Raw genomic sequence first — 24199 nt, forward strand, 5'->3', positions numbered from 1 at the left:
CATGAGCGATGTTGCAGCGGTAGAAAATCTGGTTGTAAAACATAAACAACTTAAGCAGGAAATTGCAAAAGTTATAGTAGGACAGGAGGAAGTGGTAAACCAGATCCTCCTGTCTGTATTTGCAGGTGGTCATGCCTTGCTTATAGGAGTTCCGGGATTAGCCAAAACTTTAATGGTAAATACAATTTCCCGTGCCCTGGGACTGGACTTTAAAAGGATCCAGTTTACGCCTGATCTTATGCCCAGCGATATATTGGGTTCAGAGATTCTCGATGAGAACAGGCATTTCAAATTCATTAAAGGTCCTGTTTTTTCAAATATTATTCTGGCTGACGAGATTAACAGGACTCCTCCTAAAACCCAGGCAGCACTTCTGGAAGCAATGCAGGAACGTGCTGTTACCGTTGCAGGAAATCACTATAAGTTAAGTCTTCCTTATTTTGTGCTGGCAACTCAAAATCCCATTGAGCAGGAGGGAACCTATCCTTTGCCCGAAGCGCAACTGGACCGATTTATGTTTGCCATACATCTGGATTATCCCACTTTTGAGGAAGAAGTAAATGTTGTAAAAAGCACTACTTCAAATAACAAATTTGAAATATCACCTCTTTTCTCTGCGGAAGAAATTATTAAAATACAGGAATTGATACGACGCATTCCCGTTGCAGACAATGTTGTTGAATACGCAGTAAGATTAGTTGGGAAAACCCGGCCACAGCACAATGCGGCGCCAGAAATTGTGAAAAACTATGTAGACTGGGGTGCAGGTCCCCGGGCTTCACAAAATCTTATTCTTGCTGCAAAAGCTCATGCTGTTGTAAACGGAAAATTTTCTCCTGATATAGAAAATGTTCAGGCTGTTGCTATTGGAATCCTTCGGCATAGAGTCATTAAAAATTATAAAGCCGAAGCAGAAGGAATAACTGAAGAATATCTAATTAGAAAGTTATTTTAATGCCTTGAGTAATAGATGAATTTTCTGCTGAAAAACAGAATTTTTCATCCATTGCATTCCTTTTGCTACAGGAAATTTAGATCCTAACAAAGCCCACATTTTCTAAAATATCCAGATTCTAAATTAATTTCCTGGATTTGCATTATTCTCCTTTTATCTTCTGCTTCATTGTTTTTGGATGTTCTACGGGAGAAATCTGCCTATAGAACTTTTGAATTCTGCAAAGGAGAAGCTACTTCAATTTAGCGATACTTACCCGCACCTTTAGAAAAATTTTCAGGAACAGTAAGTGTTTTTCTCTGCTTGACCAGGAATTAATTAATGCTTTTTATATTTCAGCAGCTTATCGGTAATCATATATCCTATATTCCTTTAAAAAATGCCTAATTGTAATCCAAATAATTTTCTGGCTAATTGAATGATAAGGGGTGAAATTTACGAATTTGACATTTTAAGGGTGTTTAATTCAATATCAAGTAAAATTCATAACTAATTTTTTTAGAATTTTGAAAGATGTTTATTGAATGTTGACTTTAGGTTATAATTTTCAAAATCGGGTTAAATTCCTTAATTTTGCAGGACGTTTTGAACAAAAATCTAATAGAAAATGGCATACGATATTGATATGATTAGAAAGGTTTATAGCCAGATGGCGGAACGTGTAAATAAAGCACGTGAAGTTGTTGGAAAACCTTTGACTCTTTCTGAAAAAATTCTTTATTCTCACTTGTGGGATGGCAATGCGACCCAAAGCTTTACAAGAGGTAAGGATTACGTGGAATTCGCACCAGACAGGATAGCCTGCCAGGATGCCACCGCGCAAATGGCCTTATTACAATTTATGCAGGCTGGTAAGAAGAACGTTGCTGTACCAACTACTGTACATTGCGACCACCTTATCCAGGCTAAAATGGGAGCTGCAATAGATTTACAGGCAGCTAACAAATCCAGTAGTGAAGTTTTTGATTTTCTGGAATCTGTTTCCAATAAATATGGGATTGGTTTCTGGAAGCCGGGAGCCGGAATTATTCATCAGGTAGTACTGGAGAACTATGCTTTTCCGGGAGGAATGATGATTGGGACAGATTCTCACACTGTTAACGCAGGTGGGTTAGGAATGGTTGCTATTGGAGTGGGAGGTGCAGATGCAGTAGACGTAATGGCAGGAATGGCATGGGAATTAAAATTCCCTAAACTTATTGGGGTAAAGTTAACCGGAAAATTATCTGGATGGACGGCTCCTAAAGACGTGATCTTAAAAGTAGCGGGTATTCTTACTGTTAAAGGAGGAACTAGGTGCTATTATAGAATATTTTGGGGAAGGTGCGCGCTCTATGTCTGCTACCTGGTAAAGGTACTATTTGTAACATGGGAGCAGAGGTTGGTGCAACAACTTCTACTTTTGGGTATGATGAGTCAATGGAGAGATACCTTAACGCAACTAACCGCGCCGATGTAGCAGAAGCTGCAAACCAGGTAAGAGAACACCTTACAGGTGACGCTGAGGTTTATGCTAATCCTGAACAATATTTTGATGAATTAATAGAAATTAATCTTTCCGAATTAAGGCCGCATCTTAATGGACCTTTCACTCCAGACCTTGCTACCCCAATTTCAGAAATGGGAGCAAAGGCACGTGAGAACGACTGGCCAATAAATGTGGATTGGGGGCTAATTGGTTCGTGTACCAATTCATCTTATGAAGATCTTACCCGTGCAGCCTCAATAGCTAAGCAGGCGGTAGATAAAAAAGTTAAGGCAAGATCAGATTTTGGTATTAATCCGGGATCAGAAACAATACGTTATACAGCAGAAAGAGATGGACTTCTTCAAATTTTTGAAGATCTTAATGCTACAATTTTTACAAATGCCTGTGGTCCATGTATAGGGCAGTGGGATAGAAGCGACAGGAAAGGAGAAGAAAAGAACACAATTGTTCACTCCTTTAACAGGAACTTCTCTAAACGTGCCGACGGAAACCCTAATACTCATGCTTTTGTAGGCTCGCCTGAGATGGTTGCTGCAATTGCAATTTCAGGGCGATTAGACTTTGATCCTACCCGGGACAAATTATTAAATGAGGATGGGCAGGAAGTAATGCTGGATGAGCCTACAGGAATTGAGTTACCACCAAAAGGATTTGACGTTAAGGATCCGGGTTATGTAGCACCTTCTGAAGATGGAAGTTATGTAGAAGTAAAAGTAGCCAGGGATAGTGAACGTCTTCAACTTCTTGAGCCTTTTGAACCATGGGATGGCCAAAATTTAACTTAGTGCTAAATTGTTGATCAAAGCATTTGGAAAATGTACTACAGATCATATTTCTATGGCAGGTCCATGGTTAAGATTCCGTGGGCATCTTGATAATATTTCTAATAATATGCTTATTGGTGCTATCAATGCCTTCAATAAAAAAACCAATTATGTCAAGAATCAATTAACCGGGGAATATGATGGAGTACCCTGGTAGTTCAACGGGCTTACAAGGCAGCTGGAATTCCTACAATAGTTGTGGGAGATCACAACTATGGAGAAGGATCTTCCAGAGAACACGCGGCAATGGAACCACGCCACCTGGGAGTTAAAGTTGTTTTGGTGAAATCTTTTGCAAGAATTCACGAAACAAACCTTAAAAAACAGGGAATGCTGGGAATTACATTCCAAAATGAAGCCGATTATGACCTAATTCAGGAAGATGATACCTTCAATTTCGTAGACCTTGAAGGTTTTGCACCAGACAGGCCTCTTACAATTGAGGTGGTTCATGCAGATGGTAGTAAGGACGTTATTAAAGCAAATCATACTTACAATTTGCCACAAATAGAGTGGTATAGACAAGGTTCAGCTTTAAATCTTATTAAAAAGCAGAACGCTGCTTAGTGAATGAAGTAACTTATATAAAAAACTCCTGTATTTCAACAGGAGTTTTTTTGTTTAGGATTATCTACTCTATTATTCCTCACCCAAACACGTCGATTAATTAAAATTCTCTACCTGCTCTTTTTGACGGAGTAAAAGATCGGTAATGGTTCGGGAAAGCTTTGTATTGTATAAAATAGTATAATATTTTGTAATATTTTCAATTTCAAAAGTCTGGCATTTTTCCAAAATGTGAGGACCATTAACTTTCTTTAAATATATCAGTTCTACAGTATATGGTAAGGTAGAAGAAAAGATCCTTTTGACAATGTTTTTCATTTTTCCAAGAATTTCCTGATTTTGACACTGGACAAGTTCCTGCTCAATCAACTGCCTGGAAATCATCCTATCCCGTAGCAAAGGCCGTTGAAAATCAGTGTCTTCAATAGTGCTGTCATTTAAGATCTCTATGTACATGTTAATGAGATTACGATTAGATGCCTGTAAGCGTAAAATTTGGTAATATAGGTAGAAAGACATTGAAAAGATTAATTTTACTGAAATCTACCCCACAACCTAGAGCTAAAAACGTTTAATATTGTTTTAACATAATATTAATAATTTTTATGTTGGTACACGTCGCTTTTACTATTATTAATTATAAGAACACATTTACCAGGTTTATTGAACGACCTTTGATTTAGCTAGATTAGTAAATATTTTTTCCCACACATCTTCGATTATACGTATGAATAATAGACAGGCTATAGGTAGCAGGCTTAAAGAATTAAGAAAGAGAAACAAGTTTTCGCAACAACAGGTAGCCGAAAATCTTTTTATCTCTCAGGCTGCTTACTCCTTAATTGAAAATTCTCAAAATGGAGTAGTTGCCGAGCATATAATTAGCCTTAGTAATCTTTATGACGTCACTACAGACTTTATTTTAAAAGGAGATAAACACCTTATAAGAATTTCGCCTTATATGGGTTTTGTACCTTATATAAAACTTGCAGCTCACGCGGGATTTATCAGGAATATGACTAAATCTCTTGCAGAAGAAGAGCGGGAATGGTATAGGATTCCAGGCTATAATCCTTCTCAGGATCATTATCTTTTTGAGGTTGAAGGGAGTAGTATGGTTCCTACTATTTTACCGGGCGATATAATAATATGCCAAAACCAGCCTAAAATAAATTCTATTTTAGATGGATCTATAGTTTTAATTATTACAAAGGAGGCCCTTCTCGTAAAACGCTTCCGAAAAAGCAATATTGAGGATGAGTTCTTTTTTGATAATGATAATCCCGAGGACAGTGAAATCCTTAGATTTTCAAGGTCCGAAATTCAGGAAATTATGATGGTGAGAGGCAAGATTACCAATGTATTAATTCCCCATCATCAAATGGCTTCCAGTGGTAAAATACAGAGTCTGGAAGAATCTATCGAGTTCCTTAAAAAAGAACTTTTTGCAGTTCAAAAAAAGCTTCAGAAATTAGGGAAATAAGCTACTCCATTAGGAAGCTTTAGCAAAAATCCTTTTCTTTGCGGTTTAAAATTTCCATCGATGAAGCTCTTTAAAAATCAATGGTCAAACATTATAATTGCCGTAGTTATTCTGGTGCTCATCATACCCGGAACACGTAAGCCACTGCAAATATTTGCTAATAAAATCTTTTCTTTTAGTCCATCAGTCACTTCAAAAGAGGATAGAGAATCTATAGCAGGTTATGATTGGGCTTTAGAAAAAAACAACAGGGATCGTCTGGATTTTTCGGAATATAATGGAGAGGTCATTTTGGTTAATTTCTGGGCTACCTGGTGCCCTCCCTGTATTGCAGAAATGCCAAGCTTCCAGGAACTATACAATGATTACGGAGACAAAATAAATTTCCTGTTTGTTTCTTCTGAAGATCACCAAACAGTGAGAGGATACCTAAACCGAAAGAATTTTACTCTACCCGCCTACAGGCCACTATCTGAAGCCCCACAACCATTAAATGGAAATACTTTACCAACCACCTACCTTATAGATCAACAGGGGAACATAGTAATTCAAAAAGTGGGAGCGGCGGACTGGAATAGTGAGAGTGTGCGCAATACTATAGATAAATTACTTCAACAACCTGTAACTCTTCGCTAAGTTATTTTTCTGAAAAAAGAATATATAAACTGAGGATGGAAAAGAGAGAACATAATTTTAAGTTCTTCTTTTAGATCTGATTCTTCATCCAGATACCTAAAGATTTCCTGAGGAGAATTCCGGCTGTAAAATTTGGTGAAGATTTGTTCTCCCAGCTCGTTATTTCGGGAAAGAACATCCAGAAATATGGAATCATAAATTCTGGAGCGCTCGTTTATTAAATTTTCGGCAGGATCTTTACCTTCCTTTATGTTTTGAATAAGCTTTATGACTTTTGTTTCACAGCTTTTAAAAGAATAGCCTGTAGATCCTTTCACCCAGGAACCTCCCGTGCCTATTTTGGTGATTTTTGCTGTACTTTCTTTATGAAAAGGATAATCGGTCATAGGAATCACTCCTTTCTCGGTTTCCGAAATACTGTAATCATTAATGTTTAGAACCTCCCGCAAATATTTTTCCAGGTGCTCATCATAAGTCTCTTCTCTGGTCAAATAAGGGGTGAAAAAAGTAAATTCTATTAAAGCTTTCTTTTCAGTTATGGGGAGAACGTAGGTAAAACTGGTACTGTTCTTATATTTGACCTTGAAATCCATCATAGTAAATGCTGCCGGATCAAACTGTGGAGTTTCAGTCTCCACCATCCAGCCTTTAAAATGTTGAAATAGGGTAGTTGTGTTGGGAGCTTCAGCGTAATTAGCGGTTACACGACTGTCAAAAATATGTAATGCGTTATAAGAATGGCTTTCTCCATATGCCATTGTTGCTGCTTTATCAATATCAGAGATTTTATCTTTTATAAATTTTATGTTTGGAGAATCCTCTAGCTGTGATTTCACATAATCATAAAAATCTATTGATCTCAGCATTTTATAGGAATAGGGAGAAAGAGAGAGATCTATATTTTTTTCAGAAGAAATAAAATATCCCTGCTTCCAGCTTTTTATAATAATGCCATCCCATTCACTCTTTCCCTTTTCCCAAAAACACCAGGTTTTATCATTGAAGTTTTTTTCTGAAGGTTCTATGATAGCAAGGGATCTCTGTTCAAAAAATCTATCCCTTCCAATATGTAATGCTAATTGCAATCCAGCAAGTCCACCTCCTATGATGATATAATCATAATATTTTTGCATAGGAAGAGCTATATTTTACTTTCTGAAATATTTCATAGGCACCCAAAGCATTCCAAAACATTCTCCATCTTCTTTTCCCAGGTGTTTGTGATGCATTTTATGTGCGCGCCTCACACCTTTAGCATACCTGTTATTGGCATTTCTAAATATCTTAAACCGCTGATGAATAAAAATATCGTGCACGGTAAAATAGGCAATTCCATAAGCCAGAATTCCTGCACCAATAGGCAAGGCATACCAAATACCTTCATTTTGCCACAATAGGAAAAAGATTATACTTATAACAGCATAAAAAACGAAGAAGAGGTCATTTCTCTCCCACCAGCTGTCGTGATCTTTTTTGTGATGATCGCTATGCAATTTCCACAAAAATCCGTGCATAACATATTTATGCGTAAACCACGCCATGCCTTCCATTCCAAGGAAAGTTCCAATAAAAACAAGTATCCAAAGTACAATTTCCATTATAAAAGATTTAATCTACAAAAGATATATGATCTTGCAAGGAGTCCGGCCTTTTGATAATTGGGAACACTTATGCGCCTGCTTTTGATCTCCAGGGAGGGAACATCTTTAAGTTTCTTCAATAGTTTACTATAATAAACATACGCAGTGTAAACTCCAAACTTTGCCTCCACAGGTAACTTAGAAATTCCTTTCAGGCCTGCCTCAAAATCGGCCTCAATTTCAGCAATTATTCTTTGCTTATTTAATTCGTCCAGGGAGTGAAGGTTAGTGCCCGGGAAATAGCTTCTGTTTAAATCCTCCAAATCATCTTTAAGATCTCTTAAAAAATTCACTTTTTGAAAAGCCGAACCCAGGCTCATCGCCGATTCCCGCAACTCGTTATATTTTGTTTGATCTCCTTTTACGAAAACTCTTAAACACATCAATCCTACCACATCTGCGCTGCCGTAAATATACTCCTTATATTCTTTAGTGGTAAGATAAGTAGACTTGTAAAGATCCATTTTCATACTTTTTAAGAAGGCACAATAAAGACTTTTCTCAATGCCATACCTATGAACAGTTTCCTGAAAAGAGTTGAGGATGGGGTTAAGACTTATTTTATTCTCAATGGCTTTGTACAAATCTTCTGTAAATTCTTCTAATAGAGTTTCTTTATCAAATTCATGGAAAGAGTCAACTATTTCATCAGCAAGTCGTACGAATCCGTATATATTGTAAATATCCTGCCTTATTGAAGGAGCAAGCATTTTTGTAGCAAGTGAGAAGGATGTACTGTAAGCATGAGTTACAGCTTTACTACAGGTGCCGGAAACGGTGTCAAAAATGGATTTCATATACTATATTCTTTTTGTACAAGGCCGGAAACAAGTTTGCCGGAAATTAGAGAAGGGGGAACTCCGGGACCGGGTACTGTAAGTTGTCCTGTGAAGAACAGGCCATTGACTTTTTTACTTTTTAATTTGGGTCTAAGAAATGCTGTTTGTAAAAGGGTATTTGCCATTCCATAGGCATTTCCCAGGTAGCTATTATAATCTTTTACAAAGTCATTGACACAAAAGGAATCTTTAAACAAGATACTGCTTTTTACTTCCTGATGTGTTAATTTTTCAAACCGTGTTATGATTTTGTCAAAGTATTCTTCCCTTAATTGGGGCGTATCATTTAAACCCGGTGCTATAGGAATAAGAAAAAATCCATTTTCACAGTTAGCAGGTGCAGTGCCCTTATCGGTTACAGAGGTGAAGTTGGCATAGAAGAGAGGTTCATCAGGCCATCGAGGGTCATCGTAAATTTCTCTGGCATGAGCGTCAAAATCTACATCAAAAAACAGGTTGTGGTGCTCAATATTTTTCAGCTTTTTATTAAAACCCACATAAAACAGGAGGGAAGAAGGTGCATATGTTTTTTTTGCCCAATAATTTTCAGAATACTGCCTGTGTTCCAAATCCAGTAAGGTTTCACTATGGTGATAATCAGCCCCGCTAACTACTACCTCTGTTGGCATGATTTTGCCGTTAATTTGAAGGGAAGTAACACTTCCTTCCTCAACCTTTATCTTTTCTATTGTAGCATTGGTTTGAAACTTCACCCCCAGAGACAGCGCGAGCGACTCCATTCCTTCAATTACCTTATACATTCCGCCAATGGGATGCCAGGTGCCAAGGCCAAAATCGGCATAATTCATAAAACTGTAAAAAGAGGGAGTATCACTGGGTTTTGCACCCAGGAACAGGACAGGAAATTCCAGGATTTGAATAAGCCTTTCATCATTAAATTCTTTTCGCACATCCCTGGAAATTGTACTAAAAAATTGCCCTATCCTTTTTATAGTTGCTAGTGTAACAAGTTCAACAGGGGAGACTCCCGGGCGATACACCAAATCTTTTATAGCAATTTCATAATTGTTCCTGGCGCTGGCTATAAAATTTTTGAGTTTTTCGGCACTTCCGGCTTCTTCTTTTTCAAAAGTTTTGTAGATTTTCTCCAGAGTATCACCAATACTAATTGAGCTATCAGGCCCAAATACAACCTGATATGCCGGATCTAATTTTTTGAGATTATAATAATCTGAAGTTGACTTACCAAAATCTGCAAAAAAACGTTCAAAGACATCGGGCATCCAATACCAGGAAGGTCCCATATCGAAGCTGAAGCCTTCCCTCTTATATTGCCGGGCTCTTCCCCCAATTTGCTCGTTTTTCTCGTATACAGTAACTGCATATCCCTCTTTTGCGAGATAGCAGGAAGCTGCCAAAGATGCAAATCCTGATCCTATGACGCTAACCCGGGTTTTCATTCCAATTCATTAGTAAATTCGGTGATAGACTTGTATATTTTAATATATTCAGGTTGATTAGAAGGATCAAGGTTTTGTATTTTAGCTCCAAACAGGTTTAATTTTCTAATCTTATCGGTACATAGTTCTGTTTTAAATTCGGTTATAAACTCATCTATGTCCCTTGGAGTAATTGTAAGATAGCTTATAAACGCAGGATCCGGATGAATTTCCAGGATGTACCTCATTTCCTTTAGTGGCATACTTGGCCCAAGGAAAATGGTCTTTCTGCCACTTAGAAGAAGTTCATAATTTATATATAGAAGACCCAGATCATGAATTTCATTTTCAGGTAAAAAAAGAACATAAAGCTTCTCATCTGTATACTGTATGTTTTCCTTTAATAAAGCTATGTTGAAATAAAGCTTATGCTTGATAAGATCTACTATGAAATGCTCATGAACAGGATTTAAAGTATCTGTTTGCCATAAAAGACCTACTTCTTCCAGGAGAGGAAGAAATATTTCATGAAATATCTGGCGGAAGGTTTTGGTCTCCAGTAGCTTATTATAGGTTTTGCTGAATAATGATTCATCAAAGTTGATCATAGCAACTTTAAATGAATTAATGGCGCGATTTTGAAGACTTGCAGTGGCCGCAACATTTTTTACCATACTGGAAATTTCTTCATCACTAAGTTTAGCAATTCGTGAAATTTTATATCCATGTTCATTTAGAAAAGTAACATTCAGGATTTTTTGAAGATTACTAATGTCGTAGGTCCTAATGTTTGTATCAGTTCTCTCTGGTGTAAGAATATTATATCTCTTTTCCCATATCCTAATCGTATGGGCTTTGATACCGCTAAGGTGTTCAAGGTCTTTAATACTGAAATTTTGTTTAATATGTTCCATAGTCTCCAAAAATGCTAAACAAATCTAAACAAATTGTATTCGATGTTGATTTAGGAAATGTTAAATGTTTAATATAATCTGAAAATATTTAAACAAAAAATATTTTATGGCTTTGGAGAACGTAAGTAAAAATAATCTATATTAGCTGATCCCCAGTATATTACCTACTTAATCTAGCTTCGTCTTTGTCTTAACTTTAGAGATCATTATGAAAAAAAGGATTAAAAGAGCGTTTTTACTAATTTTTAGTATGCTCCTGTTGATTGTGCTCGTTGTAATAATTTACGTTTCAACCATGTTGCCCAATGTAGGGGAGCCGGAGGACATTATTATAGAAGTTACTCCGGAAAGGGTGGAGCGGGGCAGTTATCTGGCAAACAATGTAACGGTTTGTATGGATTGTCACATAGGAAGAGACTGGAGTTATTTTTCATGGCCAATCATAAAAGGTACTGAAGGACAGGGAGGGGAAATATTTGATCAGTCTATGGGCTTCCCAGGTAAATTTGTGTCAAGGAATATCACTCCTGTTAATCTAGGGGAGTGGACAGATGGGGAGCTACTAAGGGCAATTACAACTGGAGTTAGCAGGAATAATAAACCTATTTTTCCTGTAATGCCACACGCTAATTATGGATCGATGGATAAAGAAGATATTAAAGATATAATCGCTTATATAAGAACTCTTGAGCCAATTGATCATCAGCCTGAACTCTCAAGATCTGAATTTCCTATGAGCCTTATATTAAACACAGTTCCAAAAAAGGCTAATTTTGGAACACGACCACCAAAGACGGAAACCCTTAAATATGGGAAGCACCTTGTGAATGCTGCAGCTTGTGTAGAATGTCATACCCAAAAAGTGAATGGGCAGGTAGAAGGAGAATTATTTGTTTACGGATTTGAATTCAAATTCCCTGATGGAGCTATATTGAGGTCGGCCAATATTACTCCGCACGAAACGGGGATTGGCACCTGGACCAAAGAACTCTTTGTTGCACGTTTTAAAGCTTATTCTGATTCTTCGTATATCCCGAATAAAGTTAAGCCGGGGGAGTTTCAAACTGTGACGCCCTGGATGTTTTATGGTGAAATGACTGAAGAAGATCTGGGTGCAATCTATGAATATTTGCAAAATTTGAAACCAGTAAATCAGGTGGTAAGTGTATTTGAACCTGCTAATAAATTGCAGAAGAAAAGCAAAAAAGGATAGAGAGAATAGCTTTGGAGTTTTAAAATACCTCTGCCATTTTTGTTTTTTAATAAAAGAGGAGGAGAAAAGTAATAGTTGTACCCGGAGCGGGACTTGAACCCGCACGCCCTAATGGACACATGGCCCTCAACCATGCCTGTCTACCAATTCCAGCACCCGGGCAAAAGTTTAGAAAATCTAAAGGGCTGTATTTTAAAATCAGCAATTGCTAAAAGAACGTCGGAAGAAAAATTATCTTCCTTAAAACTTATTCCGGAATACCGGAATATTCTGTGATCTGGCTGGGCTTACCTCGTTTCCGCTACGCTTCACTCAGGACAGGCTTCTCGCCAACAAAAATTATTCTAAATTTTGTGATCTGGCTGGGGCTTCCTTCGGTTTCGCTACGCTTCACTCAGGACAGTTTTCTCGCCAACAAAAATTATTCTAAATTTTGTGATCTGGCTGGGGCTCGAACCCAGGACCCTCTCCTTAAAAGGGAGATGCTCTACCAACTGAGCTACCAAATCTAATTTTATAGTTGAAAAAATTTGAAGGTGTAAGAGCAATAACTCCTCCCGCAAAAATATTTCAGCTAAAATAAAATGAACATTTTCAGTTTGTGATCTCGCTAGGGCTTCCTTCGGTTTCGCTACGCTTCACTCAGGAAAGGCTTCTCGCCCAACAAAATCATTCTAAACTTTGTGATCTGGCTGGGGCTCGAACCCAGGACCCTCTCCTTAAAAGGGAGATGCTCTACCAACTGAGCTACCAAATCGGGTAGTGCATTATTTCTCAAATGCGGGTGCAAATATACTATCATTAATTTATTTTTCAAGAGGAAATTGGTATAAATTTGCTTTTGTTTCAAATTAAAATATAAAACCCTCTTTATCAGTATGAAAATTTTCTTATCCGGTTACATGGGCAGTGGTAAATCTCTTATTGCTCATCATCTGGCCCAAAAACTTAATTATACCCATATTGATCTTGATGATCAAATAGCGCTTATTGAAGAGCAAAGCATTCCTGCCATTTTTAAGACACGAGGTGAGTTATATTTTAGGAAAAGAGAGACCAATGTGTTAGAAGATGTTATTGAAGAACCTGCGTCTCTTGTTATTGCAATGGGAGGAGGAACTCCCTGCTATGGTAATAATATGGAACTGCTTAAAGCCTCAGGTGATGTTAAGACCGTATATCTAAAAGCCTCAGTAAAATTTTTAACTGACAGGTTATTAAATGAAAAAGATACGCGTCCTGTTATTAGCCATTTAAAAAATAAAGAGGAGCTGGAAGATTTTATTCGGAAGCATCTTTTTGAACGATCCTACTATTACAATCAGGCCGACCTGATAATTAACGTAGAAGGAAAGACGCCTGAAGTTATTACTGAAGAAATTATTCAAAAACTACAGTAATTCTACCCGGTCGTTTCCTCCAGAAAAACGAACCTTGACGGTTTCGCTCATAGAAGTAGAGAGAGAGATCCCTTTAAAATCGGCTTTAACGGGATATTTTTTATGACTTCGGTCTACGAGGACAGCGGTTTTTAACTGCTTTAACGGGACTTCCAGGAAATGTTTTACTCCGTAGATAAGAGTTGTCCCGGAGTTAAGAACATCATCTGTTAAAACTATAGATTTGTTGGTGTAATCTTCAGGAGGTAAAGATGTTTTTACCAGGTTAAGAGGATTTTTTTTGTCAACTGTAACTTCACATAATTCTATTTTAAGATTAGATATCTCCTCAAGAATTTCTTTTAATCGCCCGGCGAAAACGAAGCCACTATTGGCAATTCCTGCTAATAGAAGATGACTTTCATTCACATTGCTTTCATAGATTTGATAGGCAATTCTTCTAATTTTATATTTAACCTCTTCGTTATTAAGGATAATATTTGATGTAGACATCTTTTTTATTTTTTCTTAAAGATAAAAAACAATTCAATTCCCTGTCGTGGCTCAATTGAATTGTAACAGGGTTCAAGAACTTTAATTTCATAGTTATTTTTAAAGCAGTCTTCATATTCCTTTTTACTGCCACCAAAAGGAGGACCCGGCTTGGGAAAATTAATATTAAATAAAACTCCTGCAAGTTTGCCTTCCGGTTTTAAAAGATCGTATGCCTTTTTTGAATATTGCTTTCTTTGTTCAACGGGCAAAGCACAAAAAAATGTTTGCTCCAGGAGTAAATCGTATTGTCCTTTATGCTCAAAGAAATCCTGCTCTATCAAATGTTCTTTTGGAAAAGAAGGAATTCGGTTTTGTATGTTCAACAGTGGTTGCCTTGCAAAATCCAATATATAAACATTTTTAAAACCGCGGGAAAACAGGTATTCCGCTTCGTAGGAATTTCCTGCGCCGGGAATAAGGATCTTTATTTCCTTATCGCTAAGTTGGTCGATATATTCTTTTAGAGGTGGGGAGATCCTGCCCAAATCCCAACCTGTACTTTTTTCAAAATATCGGGATTCCCAGTACTTCTTATTCAGTGTCATTCTTTTTTTCCTCATCGGGACTTTCAAACCATTCATCTATATCTCTGCGGTCTTTTTTAGTAGGCCTGCCTGTACCTTTCTTTCGGTAATAATCTTTAGAATATTTAAGAAGCTCCAGTTTATCAAATTCTTCTTTAGGAGTGATATCGTTGATATAAAGGTTTACAATTTTTGCTCCTACACGGCTGGAAGGAAGATCCAGAACATCAATTTGGTAATCAATTTGGTTTTTTCTCACCGTAATTTTATCTGTTGCATAAACTTCCCGGGAGGGTTTAACAATGTCACCACCAATCCTCACTTTGCCCTGCTAAGATGCTTCGGTGGCAATACTTCTTGTTTTAAAATATCTTACACACCATAAAAACTTGTCAACTCTCATAAAACAGCTGCTTAAAACCAATGAAATCTTAAACAAAAATACAAGAATATTGTATCTTGCGCCCTTAAATTTAATTAATGATGAGATTTCAAAAGTTGTTTTTTACTAGTGTGTTAAGCACTGTTTTTTTTATATCGTGTTCTAAAGATGATGACAATAAAGTTGAAGTAGAGCCTCCTAGAGATGCTGCGGAACAATCTCTTGCAGATGATGAAACCCTGGTTTCATTTCTTGAGACTCATTTTTACAATGAAGAAGATTTTGAAAACCCCGGACCTAATTTTAACTACATCGCAAAATTTGATACTATTGCCGGAGACAATCAAAACAAAACACCTCTTATTGAATCAGATAAGCTTACTTCTAAAACCATTACTATAAATGAGGTTGATTATAAAGTTTATATACTCACTATAAGGGAAGGGGTAGGAGAACAACCAACCTTTGCTGATTCTGCTTATGTAAGATATGAGGGATCATTAACCGGAGGAAAAGTTTTCGATTCTAATACCATTATACCTGCGTGGTTTGATTTTGAGGGTTATGTAACCCGTAATACCCAAGGGCAATTAGTAAAAGCTGGAGGTACAGTGCCAGGATTTCCTGCAGGAATAACAGAATTTAAAGAAGGTTCCGGGTACCAGGTAAATCCTGATAATACCATATCCTGGAATAATGACTTTGGAATTGGAGCAGTTTTTTTCCCATCGGGACTTGGATATTTTAATTCCCCAACCGCTAGTATTCCTGCTTATAGTCCTCTAATCTTTAGTTTCAACCTTTTGAGGACTGTAGAAGCTGACCATGATGGTGATGGAATTCCCTCCATTTCGGAAGATATAGATGATAACGGGGATCTTTTTAATGACGATACAGATAAAGATGGCATTCCCAATCATTCTGATCTGGATGATGATGGAGACGGGATGCCTACCAAAGATGAAATTACAGTTGGGGAAGATGGTGTAATTATATTTTATGACAACAATAACAATGATATTCCTGCTCATCTTGATCCGGATGAATTTAAAAATGTAAACGCAGAGGAATAGATAAAAGATCCATTATAAAATGCCCCAAAAAACATTTAAGTTTTTTGGGGCATTTCTATTTAATAAAATTTAAAAGAGGAAAGCCTGTCTTCTATTTAATGACTTTAAGCCCTTTCTCTCCTATTAGGGAGGAGCAAAAATTACAATATCAATTTTTTACATGAAAAAACCCCTGAAGAGCAGCTTCAGGGGTTATAAAGTTTTTTATCTGGTATTTCCTAATTAAAGCTATATGCCAAACTAAAAATCCATTGTGAGGGTCTGGAATCTATCCTAAAGTTTTCACTGGCGGTGTCGCTGAAGGCTGTATTCTCTTTAAAAGCGCCTTCGTATCTCACATCTAAACCAAATCTTCCAAGATTAAGGCTTAGCTCCAAGTTGGTACCCCATAGTTATACTGTTCTCTGCTTCGGCTATTTCAAAGTCTGAATCTTCAAGTTTATTGCTTAGTATGTATTGAAAAGATGGTCCTGCTTTTATATTTAAGGGTCCAAGTATTTTAACTCCTACAAGAACTGGCGCATCTATCTTCTGTATCTGGTATTCAAAGGCATTGTAGTCAGTATTTAATTTGGTATATACTAATTCAGGTTGAAGAAAAAAGCCAAGAATTCCAAATCGTGCATATCCACCCAGATGATACCCCATTTTGCTTTCCCCGTCTGTGGCATCTTCAAAACCTTCTGAAACAGATGAATATTCTCCTGTAGCACCATAATTTAAACCTCCTTTAATTCCAAATGAAGTTTGAGCATATGTACTGCTTAGCCATAAACAGCAGTGCTGCAACTAGTAAATTTTTCATATTAATTATATTAGCGTTAGATCAATTATAACGCAATAGAGGTGCCAAATATTTTTGCACTTATAAAAGCCTGCGCGTCTTTAATGGAATTAGCCTATAGATTAATAGGTTAGAAGTAATTTTTCCTTCAAAGATTTACAGAATCAAAATATTATTATTAGTAGTGCCCGATTTTATATTTTAAATATTTGTTTCTGAATTCTCATTGTTTCAGCACAAAGGAGTGAGTCCATTATTCTGAACCAGAATTACCGAACATATTGTATTCAGCTCTGTAAGTAACAATTTTCAAAATTGCTGTCTTCCAATTGTCGTTTAGTTAAGTATCTTTGCACCACTTAAAAAGCAGTATGAATTTTGAACTTTTAACTACCGATCCCGGTAGTAAAGCCAGAGCAGGAAAAATAACAACAGACCACGGAACAATAGAAACTCCTATTTTCATCTTAGGGTGGGTACAGTGGGGTCTGTAAAAGGAGTACACCAGAGAGAATTGAAGGAGGAAATAAATCCTGATGTTATTCTGGGAAATACCTATCACCTTTACCTCAGGCCACAAACTGAAATTCTTCGGAAAGCCGGAGGACTTCATAAATTCATTAACTGGGACCGGAATATCCTTACCGATAGTGGAGGTTACCAGGTTTATTCCCTTTCAGAAAGAAGAAAAATTAAAGAGGAAGGTGTAAAGTTCAAATCTCATATTGACGGTTCTTACCACACTTTCACTCCGGAAAATGTGATGGAGATCCAGAGAACTATTGGAGCCGATATTATTATGGCTTTTGACGAGTGTACTCCTTATCCCTGTGACTATAAATACGCCAAAAGATCTATGCATATGACGCACCGCTGGCTGGATCGTTGTATTGCGCATCTTGAGAAAACTCCATACCTGTACGATTATACCCAGGCCTTTTTTCCGATTGTTCAGGGGAGTACTTATAAAGATCTTCGGAAGGAATCAGCGGAATATATCGCATCAGTTGGAGCTGAAGGAAATGCCATTGGAGGATTATCTGTAGGAGAACCTGCAGAAGAAATGTATGAAATGACTGAAGTTGTTACAGCAATACTTCCTGAAGACAAACCGCGTTACCTGATGGGGGTTGGTACTCCAATTAATATTCTTGAAAACATAGCTTTGGGAATTGATATGTTTGACTGTGTGATGCCAACAAGGAATGCCCGAAACGGAATGCTGTTTACAGCTCACGGCACCATAAATATTAAAAACAAGAAATGGGAGGACGACTTTTCTCCTATTGATGAAATGGATATTACCTGGGTAGATACAGAATATTCCAAAGCTTACCTTAAGCACTTGTTTTCTGTTAATGAAATGCTTGGCAAGCAAATTGCAACAATACACAATCTTGGCTTTTACCTCTGGTTGGTCCGTGAAGCCAGAAAACATATCTTAGCCGGAGATTTTTCCACATGGAAAACTATGATGGTAAAGCAAATGGATAAGCGACTTTAAAATTGAAGATTCTTGACTGGTATATATTAAAACGATATCTGGGAACTTTTCTCCTGATGTTGTTTCTGTTTATTCCAATTGGAATAACCATAAATCTTGCTGAAAAAATTGGTAAGATCCTGGAGAATGAGGTTCCTTTGATCGAGGTGGTGATCTACTACATAAATTTCACGATCTATTTTACAAATCTTCTTTTCCCGTTGTTCTTATTCCTGAGTGTTATCTGGTTCACATCGAAATTGGCCAATAATACTGAGATAATAGCATTTCTTAGTAGTGGAGTTTCTTTTTGGAGGTTTTTACGACCGTACCTTATTGGTGCTGCCATAGTATGTGCAGGCGCCCTTATCCTTGGAATGTTTTTAGCACCGCAGGCCAGCCGGGGATTTAATGAATTTAAGTTTAAATATTTGAAAAGAGGTGCAGAAGTACAGGAGACAAATGACGTCTACAGGCAGATCAACGATTCAGAATATATCTATGCGAGTAACTTCCAGCCCAGCGATAAGTCTGCCCGAAATTTTACCATAGAGCACTTTAACGGGAACGAAATGGAGTTTAAAATTAGCGCTTCCCGTCTTGTATATATCGATTCATCTAATTCCTACCAACTTACCAATGTTAACAAAAGAGTAATAGGGGAAGGGAGCGATGAAATTTATCATATGCGTACCCTGGATACTATCCTGCCATTCGAATTTGATGAGCTCACCCCCGTTTCTTATATAGCTGAAACTCTTAATTATAATGAACTCAATGATTTTATAGAGCAGGAAAAACGCAGGGGCTCCGGCAATATGAACAGGTATTTAGTGGTAGCTTATAAAAGATGGAGTTTACACGGTCTCAGCCTTTATTCTTACAGTTATAGCCGTGGCGGTATCTTCGATGAAGAGGCGTGGGGGAATGGGAGTAAATCTTGCAGTTGGAATTACACTTGCCTTTATTTTTATATTTTTTGATAAGGTCTTCGGGACCATAGCTGAACAGTCTACTTTTTCGCCGTTGATCGCCGTTTGGTTCCCTAATTTCGTCTTCGGAATTTTAGCTGTTTACCTTCTTTTCAATGCCAAGCGATAAACTGAAGAGTTATCTTCATTTTCACCTGATTGTATTCATTTGGGGGTTTACTGCCGTTCTTGGAGCTCTAATTACTTTGGATGCCATACCTCTGGTTTGGTACCGAATGTTGATTGCAAGTGGCTTTATCTTTTTATGGATCCTGTGGAAAAAGAAGGACCTGAAAGTTGCCACCAGTAAACTTATCCTTCTTCTAATAGCGGGGGTTGTTATAGCTTTGCACTGGCTTACCTTCTTTGGAGCTATTAAAGTTTCCAATGTCTCTATTACCCTGGCTTTATTATCAACGGGAGCTTTTTTCACCTCTCTCCTGGAACCAATTTTCTATAAGCGGAAACTGGTAGGATATGAAGTTATTTTCGGATTAATAGTGATGTTTGGCCTGTACATAATTTTTAGAGTAGAGACAGAGCATTACCTCGGAATTCTTTTGGGCCTTTTATCCGCATTTCTTTCAGCAGTTTTTACGCTAATGAATGGCAAACTAGTGAAACATGCGGCATCTTCAGTAATATCATTTTACGAATTGCTTACAGGAGTTGTGGCAATAAGTCTGTACCTTTTATATATCAGCTTTTCAAGTGACGGTGACAGAGGTTTTAATTCTGAATTTTTCACCCTGTCCTCCAACGACTGGTTATATCTTTCAATCCTTGCTTCTGTTTGTACGGCATATGCTTTTATTGCTTCCGTGGCTGTAATGAAACATCTTAGTCCGTACACAGTGATGCTTACGATAAATCTTGAGCTAGTATACGGAATTGTTCTTGCGTTTCTTGTCTTCGGAAACAAAGAACAAATGCATTCTCATTTTTATTACGGTGCGGCCATAATTCTTACTACGGTTGTGCTGAACGGCTATCTTAAGACGAAAAGAAAAATTTATAAGACAACTTAAAGACTCTTCCTTTAGAAGTTTCCTATATTTGTATGCTAATAAAAACACCATAACTTCCTATGGAATATTTGGATTTTGAACTACCCATTAAAGAGTTAGAAGAGCAGTACCAGAAGGCCTGTAATATTGGAGCTGAAAGTAATGTTGATGTAACTGCCACCTGTAAACAAATCGAAAAAAAACTGGCCGAAACCAGGAAAGAGATCTATAAGAATCTCACAGCATGGCAAAGGGTACAACTTTCAAGACACCCTAACCGTCCCTACACGCTTGATTATATTAATGCAATTTGTGGCAATACATTTCTTGAGCTCCACGGAGACAGAAATGTAAAGGATGATAAAGCCATGATTGGTGGTTTGGGAAAAATTGGGGATCAAAGTTTTATGATCATTGGCCAGCAAAAAGGTTATAATACCAAAACCCGCCAGTACAGAAACTTTGGAATGGCAAATCCTGAAGGATACCGTAAAGCGCTAAGACTTATGAAGTCTGCAGAGAAATTTGGTATTCCTGTTGTTTCTTTTATAGATACTCCGGGTGCATATCCCGGGCTGGAAGCAGAAGAAAGAGGACAGGGAGAAGCTATTGCCAGAAATATTATGGAGATGACGCGGCTCAAAGTACCAATTATTGTAGTAATAATAGGAGAAGGAGCCAGTGGTGGAGCTTTGGGAATTGGGGTAGGAGACAGGGTTCTTATGTTGGAAAATACGTGGTACTCGGTTATATCGCCTGAATCCTGTTCGTCCATACTTTGGAGAAGCTGGGAATATAAAGAAGTAGCCGCAGAGGCATTGAAACTTACTGCTAAGGATATGAAGAAACAAAAGCTCATTGATGAGATTGTGAAAGAACCGTTGGGGGGTGCGCATAGCAATAGGGAAGAAACATTTGATAGTGTAAAAAAATCGATATTATCTGCACTTGATGAGGTAAAGAACTTATCACCAATAGATTTAGTTGATCAAAGAATGGATAAATATTCTAACATGGGAGTATTCAAATCGTAATTCTTTTAAGCATCACCCTTTCAAAAACATCCGAGGTATTAACTTCGGATTTTTTTGGCCTTGTTAACAAAATAATATAGTTGTCAACAGGCAATTGTTTATGACTTAGTTAATTAAGTTGGCCGCAATTCATTAAGATTGTCTTAACAATTTATTTACATTCGTAAAATGGAAAAACTAACTGCCCCTCAAAATATAAAATACGGCTCCGGCAACGTAGTCACCCTGGAAAAAGGGAAAATACCTCCTCAAGCGGTTGATTTGGAGGAAGTTGTGCTTGGAGCAATGATGATAGATAAAAAAGGTGTTGATGAGATTATTGATATCCTGCACGCCGATGTTTTTTATAAAATTGCACACCAGTACATCTATGAAGCTATTTACAAGCTGTTTGAAAATACTGAAGCAATTGACTTATTAACCGTTTCTAACCAACTCAGGAAAGATGGCAGACTTGATAAGATTGGAGGAGAATATTACCTCATTCAGCTTACTCAAAAAGTGTCTTCTTCAGCTCACATTGAATTTCACGCACGGATTATTCTGCAGAAATATATCCAGCGAAGCCTGATAAAAATTTCCAACGAAATTATTGAAGATTCTTATGATGAATCTACAGACGTTTTCGATCTTCTCGATACAGCAGAATCGAAATTATATGAAGTAACTCAGGGAAATATAAAGAGATCTACAGAGACTGCTCACAGCCTCGTGATTCAGGCAAAGAACAGGATACAGGAGATTTCCAATAAAGAAGGATTGAGTGGGGTTCCTTCAGGATTTGATAAGTTAGATAAACTTACCTCCGGCTGGCAGCCCAGTGATCTTATCATTATTGCAGCCCGTCCCGGTATGGGTAAAACTGCTTTGACCTTGTCCATGGCTCGAAATATTGCAGTGGGCAGTAATATCCCGGTAGCTTTTTTCTCCCTGGAAATGTCCGCAGTACAACTTATTACCAGGCTAATTTCTTCTGAAACAGGACTTTCTTCAGAAAAATTACGAACAGGAAATCTGGAAACCCACGAGTGGGAACAGCTAAATGTGAAAGTGAAAGATTTGGAAAAAGCTCCTTTATTTATTGATGATACTCCTTCATTATCCATTTTCGATTTAAGGGCGAAATGCCGTCGTTTGGCTTCGCAGCATGGTATAAAGATGATAATGATCGATTACCTTCAGTTAATGACTGCAGGTAGTGCGGTAAAAGGTGGAGGAAACAGGGAACAGGAAATTTCAACTATTTCCCGTAACCTAAAAGCTCTGGCAAAAGAATTAAGTGTGCTTAATTGCACTTTCCCAGCTTTCCCGTGCGGTGGAAACGCGTGGTGGTAGTAAAAGACCATTATTAAGTGACCTTAGGGAATCCGGAGCAATTGAGCAGGATGCCGATATTGTATCTTTTATTTACCGTCCTGAATATTATAAAATTGATGAATGGGATGATGAAGAAAGATCTCCTACGGCTAACCAGGGTGAGTTTATTGTGGCCAAGCACAGGAACGGTGGTCTCGAAAATATTAGGTTGAAATTCCTTGGTCATTTAGGTAAATTCGATAACTTAGATGACTTTGACTCTCCTTTTGAGTTTCATTCTAAAATGAATGAAGCAGCGGGTGATGATCACTTCAGGGGCAAACCATTACCTAATCCAAGTGCAGATGAGGCCTTTGGAAGTGCTATGAATGATTTTAGCGATGATGAAGACAATGATGTACCTTTCTAAATATATCGATAGAACAAAAAATATAAAATTATATTCAATAACTAATTTTAAAAGGAGCATAGGAACAGGTTTTCTTATGCTCTTTTTATTTTTTAGCCCAGACACAATCCACGCCTCTTCCATATTGATCCCGATGGATGCAAAAAATCAGGCAAACCACCTGAAAGCTTATGGAATTACCTACTACGCTTTAGCAAATGGTTTACAGATCCAGTGGCTGCTGAATTATCAGGGTGGATCTTTTTTAATTTCAGATACTGAATCTCTGCGGAAGGAGTGCCAAATCCGGGGAGTTTCGTTTGAAGTAGTAAGTGATGCCAAAGCTGAAGCAATTCTGGAAGAGATCCAAAGTCCATCTCAAAATATGGAGGCCATGGTTCTTGAGAAGGCGCCGAGGATAGCTGTTTACGCTCCGCAGGGGAATAAGCCCTGGGATGATGCTGTTACTATGGCATTAACCTATGCCGAAATTCCTTACGAAACTATCTACGATGAAGAGGTTTTAAACGATGCTCTCGTGATGTACGATTGGTTGCACTTGCATCACGAGGATTTTACTTACCAGTATGGAAAATTCTACCGGAACTACAGAACCACTCCCTGGTATATACAGGAAAAAGCGGAAGCAGAAGCTTTAGCGGGAAAGCTGGGATACAGCAAAGTCTCTGAAGAAAAACTTGCCGTGGCCCTAAAGATTCGCAACTACGTGATCGGTGGCGGATTTATGTTCGCAATGTGCAGTGCTACAGATAGTTTTGATATTGCTCTTGCGGCAGAAGGAGTAGATATTGCCGAGCCAATGTTTGATGGCGATCCCAGTGAACCCGGTTACCAGGCAAAACTTGATTTCTCAAATACTTTTGCCTTTACAGATTTTGTACTTGAGAGAAGTCCTATGGTTTATGAATTTTCTTCTATAGATATGACCTCCAAAAGGCAGGTCCCTATGGATGGAGATTATTTTACGCTGATGGAATTTTCAGCAAAATGGGATCCGGTGCCTACAATGCTTAACCAGAATCATACGGTGCTTGTAAAAGGATTCATGGGCCAGACTACCGCCTTTGATCCTTCTACATTAAAACCTACTGTACTGGTTTTATCAGAAAACAAACTCAACGGAGAAGCCCGATATATCCACGGCATAAAAGGCCAGGGATTTTTTACTTTCTATGGCGGTCATGATCCTGAAGATTATCAGCATAGAGTAGGGGATCCTAAAACGGAACTCGAACTTCACCCTAATTCTCCCGGTTACAGGCTTATTTTAAATAATGTTCTCTTTCCCGCAGCGAAAAAGAAAAAGCAGAAAACGTAGAGC

General features: G+C 37.7%; 18 protein-coding genes, 3 tRNA genes and 5 pseudogenes. 13 read left to right on the forward strand and 13 right to left on the reverse strand.

All coding sequences use genetic code 11. The annotated features are described in order from the left end of the window. Position 1 precedes the first annotated feature (1 nt). Entirely contained in the window at positions 2 to 955 is a 954-nt protein-coding gene (locus tag LZ575_RS21365; RefSeq protein ID WP_235327231.1) for a MoxR family ATPase, read from the forward strand. A gap of 607 nt (positions 956 to 1562) precedes the next feature. Then, positions 1563 to 3835: pseudogene (locus tag LZ575_RS21370) on the forward strand (aconitate hydratase). Positions 3836 to 3931: 96 nt separating this feature from the next. Here the strand turns inward: LZ575_RS21370 and LZ575_RS21380 are convergent. Beyond that, positions 3932 to 4354 carry a hypothetical protein gene (locus LZ575_RS21380; RefSeq protein ID WP_235327233.1) on the reverse strand — a complete coding sequence of 141 codons (423 nt, stop codon included), beginning with the start codon at positions 4352 to 4354 and terminating at the stop codon, positions 3932 to 3934. Between the two features lie 208 nt (positions 4355 to 4562). Here LZ575_RS21380 and LZ575_RS21385 point away from each other — a divergent pair, with 208 nt between their 5' ends. Both LZ575_RS21385 and LZ575_RS21390 read left to right on the forward strand, forming a co-directional pair. After that, positions 4563 to 5318 (forward strand): S24 family peptidase, encoded by a 756-nt coding sequence (locus LZ575_RS21385; protein ID WP_235327235.1) that lies wholly within the window; start codon positions 4563 to 4565, stop codon positions 5316 to 5318. 60 nt (positions 5319 to 5378) lie between these two features. After that, positions 5379 to 5954 (forward strand): TlpA disulfide reductase family protein, encoded by a 576-nt coding sequence (locus LZ575_RS21390; protein WP_235327238.1) that lies wholly within the window; start codon positions 5379 to 5381, stop codon positions 5952 to 5954. Here LZ575_RS21390 and LZ575_RS21395 read toward each other — a convergent pair. From LZ575_RS21395 to LZ575_RS21415, 5 genes are read right to left on the reverse strand one after another with little or no spacing between them, the layout of a single operon-like run. Beyond that, positions 5951 to 7087 carry a lycopene cyclase family protein gene (locus LZ575_RS21395; protein ID WP_235327240.1) on the reverse strand — a complete coding sequence of 379 codons (1137 nt, stop codon included), beginning with the start codon at positions 7085 to 7087 and terminating at the stop codon, positions 5951 to 5953. The two genes, LZ575_RS21390 and LZ575_RS21395, sit on opposite strands and share 4 nt — an antisense overlap. Before the next feature lie 15 nt (positions 7088 to 7102). Next, the gene (locus LZ575_RS21400) at positions 7103 to 7552 is read right to left on the reverse strand and encodes a sterol desaturase family protein (protein WP_235327242.1); all 450 of its coding nucleotides are present in this window, start codon (positions 7550 to 7552) and stop codon (positions 7103 to 7105) included. Then, positions 7552 to 8391, reverse strand: coding sequence for a phytoene/squalene synthase family protein (locus LZ575_RS21405; protein WP_235327244.1), 840 nt, complete (start codon positions 8389 to 8391; stop codon positions 7552 to 7554). The genes LZ575_RS21400 and LZ575_RS21405 overlap by 1 nt, the downstream gene beginning before the upstream one ends. After that, positions 8388 to 9854, reverse strand: a complete 1467-nt coding sequence (locus tag LZ575_RS21410; protein WP_235327246.1) for an NAD(P)/FAD-dependent oxidoreductase — start codon at positions 9852 to 9854, stop codon at positions 8388 to 8390. Before LZ575_RS21410 ends, LZ575_RS21405 begins: the two co-directional genes overlap by 4 nt. After that, positions 9851 to 10747 carry a MerR family transcriptional regulator gene (locus tag LZ575_RS21415; protein WP_235327248.1) on the reverse strand — a complete coding sequence of 299 codons (897 nt, stop codon included), beginning with the start codon at positions 10745 to 10747 and terminating at the stop codon, positions 9851 to 9853. Before LZ575_RS21415 ends, LZ575_RS21410 begins: the two co-directional genes overlap by 4 nt. A 208-nt stretch (positions 10748 to 10955) precedes the next feature. Here LZ575_RS21415 and LZ575_RS21420 point away from each other — a divergent pair, with 208 nt between their 5' ends. Next, complete coding sequence (locus tag LZ575_RS21420) at positions 10956 to 11960, forward strand: c-type cytochrome (RefSeq protein ID WP_235327250.1); 1005 nt, start codon at positions 10956 to 10958, stop codon at positions 11958 to 11960. A gap of 78 nt (positions 11961 to 12038) precedes the next feature. On the opposite strand, the gene LZ575_RS21425 is transcribed toward LZ575_RS21420, so the two are convergent. The 3 genes from LZ575_RS21425 to LZ575_RS21435 form a co-directional block, all read right to left on the reverse strand. Further along, positions 12039 to 12122: transfer RNA gene (locus LZ575_RS21425), tRNA-Leu, on the reverse strand. A gap of 274 nt (positions 12123 to 12396) precedes the next feature. After that, positions 12397 to 12469, reverse strand: a tRNA-Lys gene (locus LZ575_RS21430). A 175-nt stretch (positions 12470 to 12644) separates the two neighbouring features. Then, positions 12645 to 12717, reverse strand: a tRNA-Lys gene (locus tag LZ575_RS21435). A gap of 121 nt (positions 12718 to 12838) precedes the next feature. On the opposite strand from LZ575_RS21435, the gene LZ575_RS21440 reads away from it, so the two are divergent. Then, positions 12839 to 13360 carry a shikimate kinase gene (locus tag LZ575_RS21440; protein WP_235327252.1) on the forward strand — a complete coding sequence of 174 codons (522 nt, stop codon included), beginning with the start codon at positions 12839 to 12841 and terminating at the stop codon, positions 13358 to 13360. Here LZ575_RS21440 and LZ575_RS21445 read toward each other — a convergent pair. The 3 genes and pseudogenes from LZ575_RS21445 to LZ575_RS21455 all read right to left on the reverse strand — a co-directional run bounded on the left by LZ575_RS21445 (position 13352) and on the right by LZ575_RS21455 (position 14821). After that, positions 13352 to 13852 carry a phosphoribosyltransferase family protein gene (locus LZ575_RS21445; protein WP_235327254.1) on the reverse strand — a complete coding sequence of 167 codons (501 nt, stop codon included), beginning with the start codon at positions 13850 to 13852 and terminating at the stop codon, positions 13352 to 13354. The two genes, LZ575_RS21440 and LZ575_RS21445, sit on opposite strands and share 9 nt — an antisense overlap. A gap of 5 nt (positions 13853 to 13857) precedes the next feature. Further along, a complete protein-coding gene (locus tag LZ575_RS21450; RefSeq protein ID WP_235327256.1) occupies positions 13858 to 14439 on the reverse strand; it encodes a methyltransferase domain-containing protein in 582 nt (193 codons plus the stop codon). Beyond that, positions 14426 to 14821: pseudogene (locus LZ575_RS21455) on the reverse strand (RNA-binding S4 domain-containing protein). The gene LZ575_RS21450 and the pseudogene LZ575_RS21455 overlap by 14 nt, the downstream one beginning before the upstream one ends. 77 nt (positions 14822 to 14898) lie before the next feature. Between LZ575_RS21455 and LZ575_RS21460 the strand changes: the two are divergent. After that, complete coding sequence (locus LZ575_RS21460) at positions 14899 to 15873, forward strand: FKBP-type peptidyl-prolyl cis-trans isomerase (RefSeq protein ID WP_235327258.1); 975 nt, start codon at positions 14899 to 14901, stop codon at positions 15871 to 15873. Positions 15874 to 16233: 360 nt separating this feature from the next. On the opposite strand, the gene LZ575_RS21465 is transcribed toward LZ575_RS21460, so the two are convergent. Continuing rightward, positions 16234 to 16662: a PorT family protein gene (locus LZ575_RS21465; RefSeq protein ID WP_235327260.1), complete on the reverse strand. Its 429-nt coding sequence runs from the start codon at positions 16660 to 16662 to the stop codon at positions 16234 to 16236. Positions 16663 to 17028: 366 nt separating this feature from the next. Between LZ575_RS21465 and tgt the strand changes: the two are divergent. From tgt to LZ575_RS21495, 6 genes and pseudogenes are all read left to right on the forward strand, one after another. After that, positions 17029 to 18161, forward strand: a pseudogene (tgt, locus tag LZ575_RS21470) (tRNA guanosine(34) transglycosylase Tgt). Between the two features lie 2 nt (positions 18162 to 18163). Then, positions 18164 to 19241: pseudogene (locus tag LZ575_RS21475) on the forward strand (LptF/LptG family permease). Next, positions 19228 to 20139 (forward strand): DMT family transporter, encoded by a 912-nt coding sequence (locus LZ575_RS21480; protein WP_235327262.1) that lies wholly within the window; start codon positions 19228 to 19230, stop codon positions 20137 to 20139. Before LZ575_RS21475 ends, LZ575_RS21480 begins: the two are co-directional and overlap by 14 nt. 59 nt (positions 20140 to 20198) lie before the next feature. Then, positions 20199 to 21152: an acetyl-CoA carboxylase carboxyltransferase subunit alpha gene (locus LZ575_RS21485; protein WP_235327264.1), complete on the forward strand. Its 954-nt coding sequence runs from the start codon at positions 20199 to 20201 to the stop codon at positions 21150 to 21152. A 168-nt stretch (positions 21153 to 21320) separates the two neighbouring features. Continuing rightward, positions 21321 to 22878, forward strand: a pseudogene (gene dnaB / locus LZ575_RS21490) (replicative DNA helicase). 76 nt (positions 22879 to 22954) lie between these two features. Next, positions 22955 to 24196 carry an asparagine synthetase B gene (locus tag LZ575_RS21495; RefSeq protein WP_235327266.1) on the forward strand — a complete coding sequence of 414 codons (1242 nt, stop codon included), beginning with the start codon at positions 22955 to 22957 and terminating at the stop codon, positions 24194 to 24196. The last annotated feature ends 3 nt before the right edge of the window (positions 24197 to 24199 follow it).

It is taken from the genome of Antarcticibacterium sp. 1MA-6-2 (genome assembly GCF_021535135.1).
In the GTDB taxonomy this organism is placed as follows: domain Bacteria; phylum Bacteroidota; class Bacteroidia; order Flavobacteriales; family Flavobacteriaceae; genus Gillisia.